Genomic DNA, 14,280 nt, shown 5'->3' on the forward strand with positions numbered 1-14,280 from the left:
CACAGATCTCCCCCGGTCAGGACTCGGGCCGCTTGACGCTCTCCAGCAGCATGTCCAGCCACTCCGCGACCTTGTCGCGGTGCTGGTCGGTGGGCAACTGGGCTGCCCGCCAGGCGATGGAGCGGACCCCGTGGTTCTGCAGCAGCCGCCGCAGCGGGTCGTCGGCGGCCTCGGCGGCCGCCCGCTCACGGTCGGCGAGCTGCTGGAGGAGGTCCTGCTCGGTGCGCATCAGGGCGCTCGCCAGTGCCTCGGGGTCCTCGGCGGTCAGGAAGCCCGCGTGCACTCTGAAGAAGCGCTGGATGGCGTCGCAGTGCTCCATGGTGGGGCGTCGGTCGCCGTTGATGAGGGCCCCCGCCTGCTGGCGCGACATCCCCGCGCCGTCGGCGATCTCCTGCTGGGTGTATTTGCGGCCGTTCGGCTTGAGTCGGGTGCGGCGCAGCAGGTCGAGGCGCTGCAGGAAGCGGGTCTGGATGTCCGGCTCTCCGGCGCGCTGCCCGCTGAGCAGGGCCTTCACCACCGGCTCCGGCACACCGGACGCGATCGAGAGCCGTCTGGTGTCGAAGACCACCGTGTGCGCCACGCCGAGCCTGTCGGTGAGCGCGGTGACACGGGCCACGACGGCCGGCAGCAGAACCGTCGCCGCGGCGTCCGGAACCTCGAAGCCATCCGTCACCGACAGATCTCCTACGTCTCTCTCAGGCCAATTTCGCGGTACTGCGGAATCCGTGGAACCAAGCCTGGCGCGAGACCCTGGTCCCGGCAAGTACACCGTGAACTGCGGGGAGAGTAACGGGTCGGCCGAACCCACATCCAGGTCTCGCCACAACTGTGGCGAGATTCAGCCGTCAACCGGCGTCGAATGCCACGATAGTTGACACGACTGAGTGCAGGGCAGGAGGATCAAGGCGCCGCGTGAAGGCCGCATAGGCAAGAGGGGTGACCTCCCGATGGCATCTCAGGCAGGAGGGCAGCGGTCGGTACCGCGGCCCGTCCCCGACAGTCTCGAAGCCCAGGAAGCACAGGCGTATCTCCAGGACTACGCCGCGCTGCTGGAGTCCGTCCCCTTCCCGTCCGTCGTGCTCGACCACCGCTGGGACGTCGTCCTCGCCAACTCCGCGTTCCGGTCGCTCTTCCACGCCGTGGGACCGCATCCGACGGCCATGCCGGGCGACAACTTCCTCCGCTTCGTGCTGTTCCACCCCGACGCGGCCACCGTCCTCGGTGAGCACGAGTCCAGTTGGTGTCTGCCGATGCTCGCCCACTTCTCCGCCGCCGTGGAGCGCCACGCCCAGGACCGGGGGCTGCAGTCCATCCGCCGGGACATCGCCCAGGACCCCATCATGGACGCCGCCTACCGCCACGGCCTGCCGCACTGGCTGCGCGAGGTAGGCCCCTCCGCCGTCCGCCACGACGGGGTCGTCCGCCCCCTGATCCACCCCGATCCGCGCTGGGGCGCCACCGACTGCCGCGTCGTCGACGAGACCCCGGACACCCTGCGCGACCTGGGCTACACCCGGATGACCCTGGTCCTGCGGGAATCGGCCCGTTCGACCGACGCCCCGCGCCGCGCCCGCCGTACGCGCAGAACCACGTCGACCCATTTGAGCGTGGTGCCGTAGCCCCGACTCCGAGCCCTTCGATCTGCTGAGCCCTTCGATCTGCTGAGTCCTTCGAGCGCGAGGTCCGTCGTTCGCGGACTCCGAGCCCTTCGACCGCGAGTTCCGCCGTCCGTGGACGGGCGCCGAACCCGCGAGCCGCCGGGCCGTGAAGCCGTCGATTGCAAGGCCCCCCAGTGGTGAGGCCGCCCCGCCTCCGGCACCGCCGGCGTTCAGGTCGCCGACGGCGCCGGAGGCTGTCGCCCAGGGCCGGTCTCAGTCCCGCTTGTCGATCGACACCCCTGGCTTCCCCGGACCACCCCGCTTCGCCGCCTGGATCTGCTCGTACACATGGGTGCGCAACTCGGCGAAGCGCGGGGCCACCCGGGTGTGGAGCTGGTCGCGGTCGGCGGGGAGGTCGATCTTGAGCTGCTCCTGCACGACCGTGGGGGAGGCGGAGAGCACCAGGACGCGTTCGCCCAGGTAGACGGCCTCGTCGATGTCATGGGTGACGAAGAGGATGGTGATGCCCCGCTGCCGCCACAGCCCCCGGACCAGGTCCTCCAGATCGGCGCGGGTCTGGGCGTCGACCGCCGCGAACGGCTCGTCCATCAGCAGCACGTCCGGTTCGTAGGCGAGGGCACGGGCGATGGCCACCCGCTGCTGCATCCCACCGGAGAGCTGCCAGGGGTACGCGCCCGCCGCGTCGGAGAGCCCGACCGAGGCGAGGGCGTCGGTCACCAGCCCGAATCGCTGCGGCCTGGTCAACCGCTTGTGCTTCAGCGGCAGTTCCACATTGTCCCGAACCCGCATCCACGGGAACAGGCTCCGCCCGTACTCCTGGAAGACCACCGCCATCCCCGGCGGCGGCCCGCTCACCGGCCGCCCCTCCAGCCGGACTTCACCGGCGGTGGGTTCGAGCAGCCCGGCCACGCACTTCAGCAGTGTCGTCTTGCCGCAGCCCGACGGCCCCACCAGACACACCAGTTCACCGGCGTCCACGGTGAAGGTGAGGTCCCGTACCGCCTCCACCCGGCGGCCGGACCCCTCGTAGACCTTGTTCAGGCCCGACACCTGAAGCAATCCGCGCATCGGCTGCCGCCCCTTCTGAAGTTTCACCTACGACCGCCGGGAGGAGGCGCGCAGACCGTGGTACCAGCCGAGCACACGCCGCTCGACCAGCCGGAAGACGACCGAGAGAAGGAACCCGAGCAGACCGAGGACGAGGATGCCGGTCCACATGTCGGGGATCGCGAAACCGCGCTGGAACTGCACGATGGTGAAGCCCAGTCCGTTGCTGGCCGCGAACATCTCGCTGATGACCATGAGGATGATGCCGATCGACAGCGCCTGGCGCAGCCCCGCGAAGATCTGCGGGCTCGCCGAACGCAGCACGACATCGCGCAGCCGGGCCACGCCCGTGATGCCGTAGGAGCGGGCCGTCTCGGCCATCACCGAGTCCACCGCGCGGACGCCCTCGACCGTGTTGAGCAGGATCGGCCAGACACAGCCGCTGGCGATCACCGCGATCTTCATCGTGTCGCCGATCCCCGCGAACAGCATGATCACCGGGACCAGCACCGGCGGCGGCACCGCCCGCAGGAACTCCAGCACCGGCTCGCACACCGCCCGCACCCGCCGGTAGGAGCCGATGACCGTACCGAGCGCCACCCCGACGACCGCCGCCGAGCCGTAACCCGCCAACAGCCGCAGCACACTGGGCAGGACGTCGGCCCGCAGCCGCTCGGCGGTCCACACGTCGGGGAAGGTGGTGAGGATCGTGCGCAGCGGCGGCCAGTACACATCGGTGCTGTCGTCCGACGCCAGCCACCACACGGCGACCAGCACCAGCGGCAGCGCCACGACGAACACCAGCCGCAAGACGGCGCGTTTCACACCGCCACCTCCCCGCGCACCGACTGATGCCAGGCCAGCGCCCGCCGCTCCACCGTCCGCGCGCACACATTGATCAGCAGCCCCAGCACCCCGGTGACCACCACCAGCGCGTACATCTCCGGCACCGCCTGCGAGGCCTGGGCGACGGCGATCCGGGCGCCGAGCCCCGGGGCCCCGATGACGAGTTCGGCGGTCACGGCCAGGATGAGCGCGACGGCCGCGGCGAGGCGGATTCCGGTCATGACGTACGGCAGCGCCGTGGGCCACAGCACATACCGGACCCGGGCCAACGGGCCGAGGCCGTAGGAGCGGGCGGTCTCCTCGGCGACCGGGTCGACGTCCTGGACGCCGTACAGGGTCTGGATGAGGATCTGCCAGAACGAGGCGTAGACGACCAGGAGGAGGACCGACTGGAGTTCCGTGCCGAACAGGAGTACGGCGAGGGGGATCAGGGCGACGGACGGGATCGGGCGGAGGAACTCGATCGTGGAGGCCGTGGCCTCGCGCAGATACGGGACGACCGCGATGACGACTCCGGTCAGGATTCCGGCCGTCACGGCGATCAGCAGGCCGACCGCCCAGCCGGTGAGGGTGTCACCGAGGGCGGTCCAGAAGGCCTCGTCGGACAGTTCGTCGACCAGGGCACCGAGGACACGGCTGACCGGTGGGAAGTAGGCGTCCTTGACGAGACCGAGTCGCGGGACGACCTCCCACAGGGCGAGGAATCCCGCGAACCCGGCGGCGCCGAGCACGACTTGGGGCGGGGCCGACCTGTTCACGGCAGCAGCTTGTCCAGATCCGGCGTGGACTTGAACAGCCCGTCCTCCTCGCCGAGCTTCATCAGCGCCTCGATCGAGGCGCGGTTGGGCTCGGTGGGCCACTTCGGGAGGGTCACCTGCTCCAGCGTCGCCGCGGGGATCTTGGTGTACGTGGTGATGATCTCGCGGGCCTCGTCCGGGTGGTCGTTCGCGTAGGCCAGGGACTGGGCCGTGGCCTCCTGGAACTTCTTCACCAGCTCCGGGTTCTCCTGCGCGTACCGCGTGGAGGTGAAGTACATCGCGACGGTGAGGTCCTTCGCGACATCGACGAGGGGCGAGGCGATCACGGTGCCGCCCTGGCTCCTGACGGTGGCGAGCGCGGGCTCGACCACCATGGCCGCGTCCACCTGCCCGCCGTCGAGGGCGGCCGGCATCTGGTCGAAGGCCAGCTCGACGAAGTTCACCCTGTCCGGGTCGCCGCCCGCCTTGCGCACCGACTCGCGCACCGCCGTCTCGTTGATGTTCTTGAGCGTGTTGATGGCGACCTTCTTGCCCTCCAACTCCTTCGCCGACTTGATGGCGCTGCCCTTCTTCACGGTGAGGGCGCCGAAGTCCTCGCCCTCGACACCGGTGGAGTTGATGCCGTTGGCGACGGCCTCCACGGGCACGTTGTTCGTCTGGGCGATCATCAGCGATGTCACATTGCTGAAGCCGAACTGGAACTGCCCGCTGGCGACGCCCGGCACGATCGCCGCGCCGCCCTGAGCGGCCGTCAGTTCCAGCTCGATGCCCCGCTCCTTGAAGAAGCCCTTCTTCTCCCCGAGGTAGAGCGGGGCGACATCGACGATCGGGATGATGCCGACCTTGAGCGTGGTGGTGCCGCCGGACGCGCCGTCCCCGGTGTCCGACCCGGAGGAGTCGGACGAACCGCAGGCCGTCGCGGCGACGATCAAGGTACCGGCCGTGAGGCCGATGAGCAGACGACGCATGACTCCCCCTGTAGGGACCGTTTCGAGAGGCTGTGCGCACACCGCACAGAAGTGCTCAGCGGGAACGTAGAACGCCATCGGTGACGGGTCAATGCCCCAGATGCGCAAGGTAGTTGACAGTTGTAGAGGTGTGTTCACAGCGTGCGCACAGCGCACCATCGTGCGTACCGAGGGCATTGCCGCCATACTGAGCGCACTGCCCCGCGCGTCTTCCCGCGCCTTCGTGCGTCCTGTGTTCGTGGTCCTCGTGGAGGCGACGATGCCAGAACGAGCCCGGTTCGGCTCAGTCCGCGAACCCCACTTCGTCCGCTCCTTCGAGCGCGGTCTCGCCGTGATCCGCGCGTTCGACGCCGAGCACCCCTCGCTGACGCTCAGCGAGGTCGCCCGCACCTGCGAACTGACCCGCGCCGCCGCCCGCCGCTTTCTGCTCACCCTCGTCGACCTCGGGTACGTCCACACCGACGGCCGGCTCTTCCGGCTCACCCCGCGCGTGCTCGAACTCGGCTACGCGTATCTGTCGAGTTTCACCCTGCCCGACCTGGCCGAGCCGCACCTTGAGCGGCTGGTCGCACAGGTCGGGGAGTCGTCGTCGCTGTGCGTCCTCGACGACGACGCGATCGTGTACGTGGCCCGCGTCCCCACCAGCCGCATCATGACCGCGACGATCACCGTCGGCACCCGCTTCCCGGCGCATGTCACCTCGGTCGGCCGGGTGATCCTCGCCCATCTGCCGGACGAGGAGATCGAGGCCCGCCTCGCCCGCGCCGACCTCAGGCCCCTCACCGACCGCACGATCGTCTCCGCCGGCCAACTCCGCGCCGAGCTACGGCGGGTACGGCGCCAGGGGTACGCCGTCGTCGACCAGGAACTGGAGAAGGGGCTCAGGTCGGTCGCCGCCCCGGTACGCGACCGGGACGGCGAGGTGGTGGCCGCCGTGAACATCCCCGTCCACGCCGGCCGCAACTCCGTGGAGTCCGTACGCCGTGACCTGCTGCCGCATCTGCTGGCCACGGTCGCCCTGATAGAGGCCGACCTCGCCGCTACAGGTCGAGGACGAGCCGGGGCCCTCGGCAGCGGGAGACACAGATGAGCATGGTCTCCCCGGACTCGCGTTCCTCGTCGGTCAGCACCGAGTCCCGATGGTCCGGGGTGCCGTCGAGGACATCCGTCTCACAGGTCCCGCAGGTCCCCTCCTCGCAGGAGGAGAGCACATCGGCCCCGGCCGCCCGCACGGCGTCGAGCACCGAGACCCCGACGGGAACGGTGAGGGTCTTGCCCGACTGCTCCAACACCACCTCGAACTCGCTGTCGGGGCCGGTCTCCTGCTCCTTCGGCTGGAACCGCTCCACCCTCAGCGACCGCCCCGGACACCGCTGTTCGACCGCGTCCAGCAGCGGCCCGGGGCCACAGCAGTAGACGAGGGTGCCCTCGGGGAGGTCGTCAAGCACCGAGCCGAGGTCCAGCAGCCCGGTCTCGTCCTGCGGGGCGACGGTGACCTTGTCGCCGTAGGACCACAACTCGCCCTGGAACGCCATGGACCGACGACTGCGCCCGCCGTAGAGCAACGACCACTCGGCACCCGCGGCCTCCGCGGCGGCGAGCATCGGCAGGATGGGAGTGACCCCGATGCCACCGGCGATGAACTGATAGCGCGGGGCAGACTCCAGGGCGAAGTTGTTGCGCGGGCCGCGCACCCGGACCTTGTCGCCCTGGCTCAACTCCGTGTGCACATACGCCGATCCGCCGCGCCCATCGGGCTCGCGCAGCACACCGATCCGCCAGGAGTGCCGGTCCGCCGGGTCACCGCACAGCGAGTACTGCCGCTCCAGGCCGGGGCCGAGCAGCACATCGATGTGCGCGCCCGGCTCCCAGAGCGGAAGCTCCTCGCCCACCGGGTGGCGAAGGGTGAGGGCGAGTACGCCGTCGGCGGCGAACTCCCGCTCCTCGACGACGAGTTCGGCTTCATAGGGGGATGAGGTCATGAGTCGTTTCCTCGCGGCTCGTGGCCCTGTGGGTGGGCGAGCATCCATTCCCACATCTCGATCGGGTCATGCGCGGTGTGCTCGCGGCCACAGTGGCAGGTGCCGTGCAGGACGTCCGTGCCCGGCAGCCAGTCGATGCGGTAGATCTCGCCGGTCCTGAACGGTGCGCTCACTGGACCTTCTCCACGGGCTTGGCGCCCTCCTCGACCAGCCGGGCGAGGATACGGCGGGCGGCCAGACCACCGGTGTCGATGTTGATGCTCAGCTCCTGGTAGCCGGTGCGCTCGGTGCCGAGGGTCTCCTGGAGCAGGTTGAGGGCGTCGACGTCCTGCATGACCACCGTGTGGTTGTTCTTCCGCAGGAACTCGGTGACCTCGTCGTCCTCGATCGCCCAGTCCCGCGAGACCATCCAGAAGTCGTACACCTTGCCGTCGGCGGACGGAGTGATGGCGTAGGTGACCTCGGTGTGGAAGCCGCCCGGGTCGCTGCCGTCCGCCTCCGGCACCACACCGACCGGGGCGACCCGGCTGTGCAGCAGATACAGGCAGGGGGCGTGGTACTCGATGTCCTGCCAGCGGGTGATCCGGCCCGTGATACCGGTCGACTTGGCGTAGAACGGCGGGCACTCGGCGTCGTCCATGTGCCGGCTGACCCGGACGATACCGGCGCCCTCGTCGACCTCCGTGGTGATCGGCGTCTCGGCGACCTCGGGGGTGCCGATGTAGCCGCCGTGCAGGTAGGTCTCGTGGGAGAGATCGAGGAGGTTGTCGACGAGGAGACCGTAGTCGGCGTCGATGGGCTCCATACCGCGCACGGTCACCCAGCCGGGGGAGTCGAGGTGCCTGGCGCGCGGGATGGTCTGCGGGTCGGCGAGCGCCGGGTCGCCGATCCACACCCAGATCAGGGAGTCCTGCTCGACCACCGGGTACGAGGACACACGCGCCGTGCGCGGCACCCGCTTCTGCCCCGGCACATACACACAGGCGCCCGTCGTGTCGTACGTGAAGCCGTGGTAGCCGCAGACGACCCGGTCGCCGTCGAGGCGGGTCGGCGCCTTCGACAGCGGATACCGGCGGTGCACACACCGGTCGTGCAGCGCGACCGGCGTCCCGTCCTCCTCGGTCCGGTAGAACACGAGCGGCTCACCGAGGATCGTCCGCCCGAGCAACTCCCGCCCCACTTCATTGGCGTAGGCGGCGACGTACCACTGGTTCCTGGCGAAGGCGGTCATGTGCGGCATCGTTGCGGCTCCCGTCTGTCTGCGTTGGCGACATCTTCCGAAAGGGCGTCACGGGGGCGCAATACGGCTTCCGCCTCACGGAAGGTCCGATGTAAACGGCCTGGTCAGAGGCTTGATTCGCCAATGGCTCGGGGAGGGGGCGAATGCCTCGGGGGCGGAAAACGGCCCCGCCCACGCGCGGTCCATCCGGTCGACGCGTGGGCGGTGCTGTGGCTCATGCCCGGCCGGCCGGCGCGATCAGGCGAGCGTGGTGACGTCGTCGATCGGGCTGACCAGGGTGTCGCGGATGGGCGAGCGGTTCTCTACGAGGGTGACGAGTTCCTCCAGCTGCTCGCGGGGGTGTCCGGGGCGTCGATGCGCGGGCGGACACGCACCTGCCGCAGTCCCGGACGGACCGAGGGGCCGATGGACACGGCGGTGTCGGAGCCCAGAAGGGCGACGGGCTCGTCGCTGCTCATCGTGTACTGGGCGACACGCTGTCGTCGCGCTCACCGCCCGCTATCAGCGCGCCGGTCTGCGCGGTGAGCCGGCAGCCGCCCTGCCAGGAACCGGTGACCGAGAACTTGGCCTCGCCGAGCGCGGGGTCGGCCCGGACGGCTTCCCCGGTGGCCCGCAGGGGGCCTGGCTGACAGTCAGTTGCGGCCGGCCATGACGCCGCCGTCGATGTCCCAGACGGCGCCGGTGACCCAGTCCGTCTGGTTCGACAGGAGGAAGGCGACGGTGGCGGCGATGTCGTCGGGGGTGCCGGTGCGGCCGAGCGGGTGGAAGCCGTTGAAGCCGTCGAGGGCGGAGTCGACGTCCGACTTGGGGATGAACTCCTCGTAGATCGGAGTGCGAACGACCGCCGGGGCGACCGCGTTGACGCGGATGCCGTGCGAGGCGAGCTCCATCGCGAGGTGCTGGGTGAGCGAGTGCAGACCGGCCTTGGCCATCGAGTACGCCGACGAGGGCGTGGCGGCGATGGCCTGGTGCGCCCACATGGAGCCGATGTTGACGATGGAGCCCTTGGCGCCGCGGTCGATCATGTTGCCGACGACGGTCTGGGTGAGGAAGAAGAAGGCGCGGTTGATGGCCTGGTAGCGGTCGTAGTCCGCGCCGGTGTGCTCCAGGAAGGACTTCGGGGCGAAGACACCGGCCGCGTTGACCAGGAGGGTGGCGTCGGCGTGGTCCTGGGTGAGCGTCTCGCGCAGGCGGTCGAGGGCGGCGGGGTCGGTCAGATCGGCCGCGAGGCCGACGGCCTTGCCGTGGGTGGCGTGGGTGGACAGTGCGGCGGCCGCCTCGTCGGCGCCTGCCTGCGAGCGGCCGGTGACGACGGCGGTGCCGCCGGCGTCGAGGACATGGCGGGCGACGGCGTAGCCCATGCCGCTGGTGCCGCCGATGACGACGACCTTCTGGCCGGTGAAGTCGAGGGAGGTGGTGCCGGACATTTCGTGCTCCTGTGTGTGGTGGTCAGGCGTAGGGGGTGAGGACGAGGCAGCCGTCGACACGGCTGAGGCCGCGTCCGTCGGAGGCGGGGTCGGGCGGCGGCGCGTGGCCGAGGTTCGCGGCACGGACTTCGCTGATCCACTGGTCGTGCTGGTCCACCCGCAGGGTGAACTGAAGATATGCCATGGTTATGTCTCGCTCGATCGGCAGAGGTGGGGCTGTGCGGTAGGTTCCGCGATGTGCCTGCCAAGTTAGGCATTCCTTGCGGCGCCCGGTAGGGGATCTGGTTGAATCAGGCTATAAGCGATGCGTATGGTTACCACTGGTCGGCCGGGTGGCCGCAGGAGAGGTGATTCGGCCTGCCGAGTGGCTCCCACCCCCGCCCTCGCGCCTACCCTGGAGATGTGGCTCGGTCCAACGACGAGGTCGCCGCGCTGTTCCAGGAATACGCGGATCTGATCTCGATCACCGGAGGAGACGCGTACCGGACACGCGTCTACGAGAAGGCCGCCCGGTCGATCGGCGGCTACCACGCCGATGTCTCCACACTCGACGCCAAGGACCTCCAACGGATTCCGCAGGTCGGCAAGTCGATCGCCGGCAAGGTCCTGGAGTACTTCGCCACCGGCAGGGTGTCCGCCGTCGACGAACTGCGGGCGAGAATCCCCGCCGGTGTCCGACGGCTCACGGCCATCCCCACGCTCGGCCCGAAGAAGGCCCTGACGCTCTACGAGGAACTGGGCATCACCACCGTCGACGAACTGGTCGACGCCATCCGCGCCGAGCGACTGAGCGACCTGAAGGGCTTCGGCCCCAGGACGGAGGAGAACATCCTCCACGGCATCGAACTGCTGCGGTCCTCCGGGGACCGGGTGCTGCTCGACGCCGCCACGGACATCGCCGAGAACATCGTCGCCGCGCTCTCCGAGGTGCGCGGCTGCCGGCGCTGCGTCTACGCCGGGTCACTGCGCCGGATGCGCGAGACGGTCGGCGACCTCGACATCCTCGCCGCCGCGAAACGCTCCGGGCCCGTCATGCGGGCGTTCACCGAACTCCCGCACGTCACCGAGGTCATCGCCCACGGCGAGACCAAGACCTCGATCCGCACGGACAAGGGCCTGTCGGTCGATCTGCGCGTCGTCCCCCCGGACTCCTGGGGAGCTGCCCTGCTGTACTTCACCGGCTCGAAGGCGCACAACATCCGCATCCGCGAACTGGCCGTGCGCAAGGGCTTCAAGCTCTCCGAATACGGACTGTTCGACGTCGAGAGCGGCGAGAAGATCGTCTCCGAGACGGAGGAAGAGGTGTACGCCCGCCTCGGCCTGCCATGGATCGCGCCGACCCTGAGGGAGGACCGCGGCGAGATCGAGGCCGCCCTGGACGACGAACTGCCCGACCTGGTGACAGAGAAGGACATCCGGGGCGACCTCCACACCCACACCGACCTCACCGACGGCCTCGCCCCGCTGGAGGAGATGATCGAGGCCGCCGCCGACCGCGGTTACGCCTACTACGCGATCACCGACCACGGCCCGAACCTGTACATGCAGCGGATGACCGACGAGCGGATGCTGGCCCAGCGCGACCGCGTACGCGCACTCGACGGGGCGTACAGCACCCGCGGCAGGCGCGGCGGGATGCGGTTGCTGCACGGGGCGGAGCTGAACATCGACCTCGACGGCGGCGTGGACTGGCCCGAGGAGTTCCTCGACGGCTTCGACCTGTGCGTGGCCTCGGTCCACTCGCACTTCAACCAGGACCGCGCGGCCCTCACCCGCCGACTCGTACGGGCCTGCGAGAACCCGTACGTCAACATCATCGGCCACCCCACCACCCGCCTCATCGGCAAACGGCCCGGCATCGACGCCGACCTCGACGAGGTCTTCGCCGCCTGCGCGCGCACCGGCACGGCACTGGAGATCAACGCCCATCCGGACCGACTCGACCTGCGCGACGAGGACATCCTGCGCGCCGGGCGGCACGGCGTGAAGTTCGCGATCGACAGCGACTCCCACGCCACGATCCATCTGACCGACATGCGCTACGGCGTCGCCACGGCACAACGGGGCTGGCTCACCAAGCACGACGTGATCAACACCTGGCCGGAGACCCGCCTGCGCCGCTTCCTCCGCAAGGGCAAGTGAAGGGCGCTTCTTTTCCGGTCCATGGGGAGCCCGACCGGTGCTGTTCGTACGGCGGACTCCCCTGTGTCACAACCGCGCCACGACCTCTTCCCCGACATTCGCTGCGCTAGGACCATTCCCTGCGCGCAGGTCACTTCCACCGCACACGTCAGGACAAGAGGTCACTCACCCATGCCTGAAGTCAATCGGCGCCGATTCCTCCAACTCGCGGGCGGCACCGCCGCGTTCACCGCGCTGTCGAGCAGCATCGAGCGCGCCGCGGCACTGCCCGCGCACCACCGGACCGGCACCATCGAGGACGTCGAGCACATCGTCGTCCTCATGCAGGAGAACCGGTCCTTCGACCACTACTTCGGCGCGCTCAGAGGCGTCCGGGGCTTCGGCGACCCGCACCCGGTCACCCTGGACAACGGCAAACCGGTGTGGCACCAGGCCGACGCCACCGGCAAGGACCTCCTGCCCTTCCACCCCGAGGCCGACGACCTCGGCATGCAGTTCCTGGAGGGCCTGCCGCACAGCTGGCCCGACGGACAGGCCGCCTACAACGGCGGCAAGTACGACACGTGGGTGCCCGCGAAGGGCACCACGACCATGACGTACCTCACCCGCGAGGACATCCCCTTCCACTACGCCCTCGCCGACACCTTCACCGTCTGCGACGCCTACTACTGCTCGTTCATCGGCTCCACCGACCCCAACCGCTACTACATGTGGACCGGCCACACCGGCAACGACGGCAAGGGCGGCGGCCCGGTCCTCGGCAACGACGAACTGGGCTACGACTGGACGACCTACCCCGAGCGCCTGGAAGAGGCCGGGATCTCCTGGAAGATCTACCAGGACATCGGCGACGGACTGGACGCGGCGGGCAGTTGGGGCTGGATATCCGACGCCTACCGGGGCAACTACGGCGACAACTCGCTCCTCTACTTCAACAAGTACCGGAACGCCCGGCCCGGCGACCCCTGGTACGACAAGGCCCGCACCGGTACCAACGCCAAGGCGGGCGACGGATACTTCGACATCCTCAAGGCCGACGTCAAGGCGGGCACGCTGCCGCAGATCTCCTGGATCGCCGCCCCCGAGGCGTTCTCCGAGCACTCCAACTGGCCCTCGAACTACGGCGCCTGGTACATCTCCCAGGTCCTCGACGCGCTCACCTCCAACCCGGCGGTCTGGGCGAAGACGGCCCTGTTCATCACCTACGACGAGAACGACGGCTTCTTCGACCACCTCGTCCCGCCGCTGCCGCCCCGCGACGCCGCCCACGGCAGGTCCACGGTGGATGTGTCCCTGGACCTCTACCCGGGCGACGCCAACCGCGTCGCCGGACCGTACGGCCTCGGCCCGCGCGTACCGATGCTCGTCGTCTCCCCGTGGAGCAAGGGCGGTTACGTCTGCTCCGAGACCCTCGACCACACCTCGATCCTGCGGTTCATGGAGCGCCGGTTCGGGGTGAAGGAGCCCAATATCTCGCCGTGGCGGCGGGCCATCTGCGGCGACCTCACCTCCGCGTTCGACTTCTCCCGCAAGGACAGCAGGCCCGCCGCGCTGCCGGACACCGACGAGTACGAGCCGCAGGACCGGGAGCGGCACCCCGACTACCGGCCGACGGTGCCGGCGGACCCGAGCATGCCGACGCAGGAACGGGGACTGCGGCGCGCCCGGCCGCTGAAGTACGCGCCGAAGGTGGACGGTTCGGCGGACACCGCCGCCGGGACCTTCAGTCTGACGTTCGCCTCGGGTGCCGAGGCGGGTGCCGCGTTCCTGGTCACGTCCGGGAACCGTACGGACGGTCCGTGGACCTACACGACGGAGGCGGGCAGGACGGTCTCGGACACGTGGGACTCGGCGTCGTCGGGCGGCACGTACGACCTCACGGTGCATGGCCCCAACGGCTTTCTGCGTGTCTTCAAGGGGCCGGGTGGGAAGGCGGGGCCCGAGGTGACCGCGCGGCATGTCGGCGACGATGTGCGGCTGTCGCTGGCGAACGGGGGTACGGGGGCGGTCACCCTGAGGCTGACCGACGCCTATGGGGGCCGCACCCGTACGTTCAAGGTGCGCGCCGGTGACACGGTGCGCCATACCGTGGACCTCGGTTCCAGCCGCCGCTGGTACGACCTGACGGTCACGGTCGATGGCGACGAGACCTTCGTACGTCGCTTCGCGGGGCATGTGGAGAACGGCCGAGTCGGTGTGAGCGACCCGGCGTTCGGCGCCCAATAGCTCGGGGGGAACTGTGATCGAGCGA

15 protein-coding genes are annotated in these 14,280 nt (G+C 69.5%); 4 read left to right on the forward strand and 11 right to left on the reverse strand.

Features of this window, described 5'->3' with window-relative positions:
• Positions 1-16: 16 nt before the first annotated feature.
• Positions 17-673, reverse strand: a complete 657-nt coding sequence (locus ACWD4G_RS05315) for a helix-turn-helix domain-containing protein (RefSeq protein ID WP_451290854.1) — start codon at positions 671-673, stop codon at positions 17-19.
• Positions 674-947: 274 nt separating this feature from the next.
• Between ACWD4G_RS05315 and ACWD4G_RS05320 the strand changes: the two genes are divergently transcribed.
• Positions 948-1,619: an MmyB family transcriptional regulator gene (locus tag ACWD4G_RS05320; RefSeq protein WP_451290855.1), complete on the forward strand. Its 672-nt coding sequence runs from the start codon at positions 948-950 to the stop codon at positions 1,617-1,619.
• Positions 1,620-1,871: 252 nt separating this feature from the next.
• On the opposite strand, the gene ACWD4G_RS05325 is transcribed toward ACWD4G_RS05320, so the two are convergent.
• Genes ACWD4G_RS05325 through ACWD4G_RS05340 form a run of 4 tightly spaced genes read right to left on the reverse strand, consistent with a single transcriptional unit; the run spans position 1,872 to position 5,238 of the window.
• Positions 1,872-2,687: an ABC transporter ATP-binding protein gene (locus ACWD4G_RS05325; RefSeq protein WP_451290856.1), complete on the reverse strand. Its 816-nt coding sequence runs from the start codon at positions 2,685-2,687 to the stop codon at positions 1,872-1,874.
• A 27-nt stretch (positions 2,688-2,714) separates the two neighbouring features.
• Positions 2,715-3,491, reverse strand: coding sequence for an ABC transporter permease (locus tag ACWD4G_RS05330; protein ID WP_451290857.1), 777 nt, complete (start codon positions 3,489-3,491; stop codon positions 2,715-2,717).
• Positions 3,488-4,270: an ABC transporter permease gene (locus ACWD4G_RS05335; protein ID WP_451290858.1), complete on the reverse strand. Its 783-nt coding sequence runs from the start codon at positions 4,268-4,270 to the stop codon at positions 3,488-3,490. Before ACWD4G_RS05335 ends, ACWD4G_RS05330 begins: the two co-directional genes overlap by 4 nt.
• Positions 4,267-5,238 (reverse strand): ABC transporter substrate-binding protein, encoded by a 972-nt coding sequence (locus tag ACWD4G_RS05340; RefSeq protein ID WP_451290859.1) that lies wholly within the window; start codon positions 5,236-5,238, stop codon positions 4,267-4,269. The genes ACWD4G_RS05335 and ACWD4G_RS05340 overlap by 4 nt, the downstream gene beginning before the upstream one ends.
• Positions 5,239-5,497: 259 nt before the next feature.
• Here ACWD4G_RS05340 and ACWD4G_RS05345 point away from each other — a divergent pair, with 259 nt between their 5' ends.
• Positions 5,498-6,328 (forward strand): IclR family transcriptional regulator domain-containing protein, encoded by an 831-nt coding sequence (locus ACWD4G_RS05345; RefSeq protein ID WP_451290860.1) that lies wholly within the window; start codon positions 5,498-5,500, stop codon positions 6,326-6,328.
• Here ACWD4G_RS05345 and ACWD4G_RS05350 read toward each other — a convergent pair.
• The 6 genes from ACWD4G_RS05350 to ACWD4G_RS05375 form a co-directional block, all read right to left on the reverse strand.
• The gene (locus ACWD4G_RS05350; RefSeq protein WP_451290861.1) at positions 6,279-7,220 is read right to left on the reverse strand and encodes a PDR/VanB family oxidoreductase; all 942 of its coding nucleotides are present in this window, start codon (positions 7,218-7,220) and stop codon (positions 6,279-6,281) included. The genes ACWD4G_RS05345 and ACWD4G_RS05350 overlap by 50 nt on opposite strands.
• Entirely contained in the window at positions 7,217-7,393 is a 177-nt protein-coding gene (locus ACWD4G_RS05355) for a hypothetical protein (RefSeq protein ID WP_451290862.1), read from the reverse strand. The genes ACWD4G_RS05350 and ACWD4G_RS05355 overlap by 4 nt, the downstream gene beginning before the upstream one ends.
• On the reverse strand, positions 7,390-8,460 hold the full coding sequence (locus tag ACWD4G_RS05360; RefSeq protein WP_451290863.1) for a Rieske 2Fe-2S domain-containing protein: 1,071 nt from the start codon (positions 8,458-8,460) through the stop codon (positions 7,390-7,392). The genes ACWD4G_RS05355 and ACWD4G_RS05360 overlap by 4 nt, the downstream gene beginning before the upstream one ends.
• Positions 8,461-8,762: 302 nt before the next feature.
• Complete coding sequence (locus ACWD4G_RS05365; RefSeq protein WP_451290864.1) at positions 8,763-8,918, reverse strand: hypothetical protein; 156 nt, start codon at positions 8,916-8,918, stop codon at positions 8,763-8,765.
• Positions 8,919-9,092: 174 nt separating this feature from the next.
• Positions 9,093-9,887, reverse strand: coding sequence for an SDR family NAD(P)-dependent oxidoreductase (locus tag ACWD4G_RS05370; protein ID WP_451290865.1), 795 nt, complete (start codon positions 9,885-9,887; stop codon positions 9,093-9,095).
• A 22-nt stretch (positions 9,888-9,909) separates the two neighbouring features.
• Positions 9,910-10,071: a hypothetical protein gene (locus ACWD4G_RS05375; RefSeq protein ID WP_451290866.1), complete on the reverse strand. Its 162-nt coding sequence runs from the start codon at positions 10,069-10,071 to the stop codon at positions 9,910-9,912.
• Positions 10,072-10,289: 218 nt separating this feature from the next.
• Between ACWD4G_RS05375 and polX the strand changes: the two genes are divergently transcribed.
• Positions 10,290-12,029 (forward strand): DNA polymerase/3'-5' exonuclease PolX, encoded by a 1,740-nt coding sequence (gene polX, locus ACWD4G_RS05380; RefSeq protein ID WP_451290867.1) that lies wholly within the window; start codon positions 10,290-10,292, stop codon positions 12,027-12,029.
• Between the two features lie 171 nt (positions 12,030-12,200).
• Positions 12,201-14,255 (forward strand): phosphocholine-specific phospholipase C, encoded by a 2,055-nt coding sequence (locus ACWD4G_RS05385; protein ID WP_451290868.1) that lies wholly within the window; start codon positions 12,201-12,203, stop codon positions 14,253-14,255.
• Positions 14,256-14,280 lie beyond the last annotated feature (25 nt).

The sequence above is a fragment of the Streptomyces sp. NPDC002643 genome, from assembly GCF_053592555.1.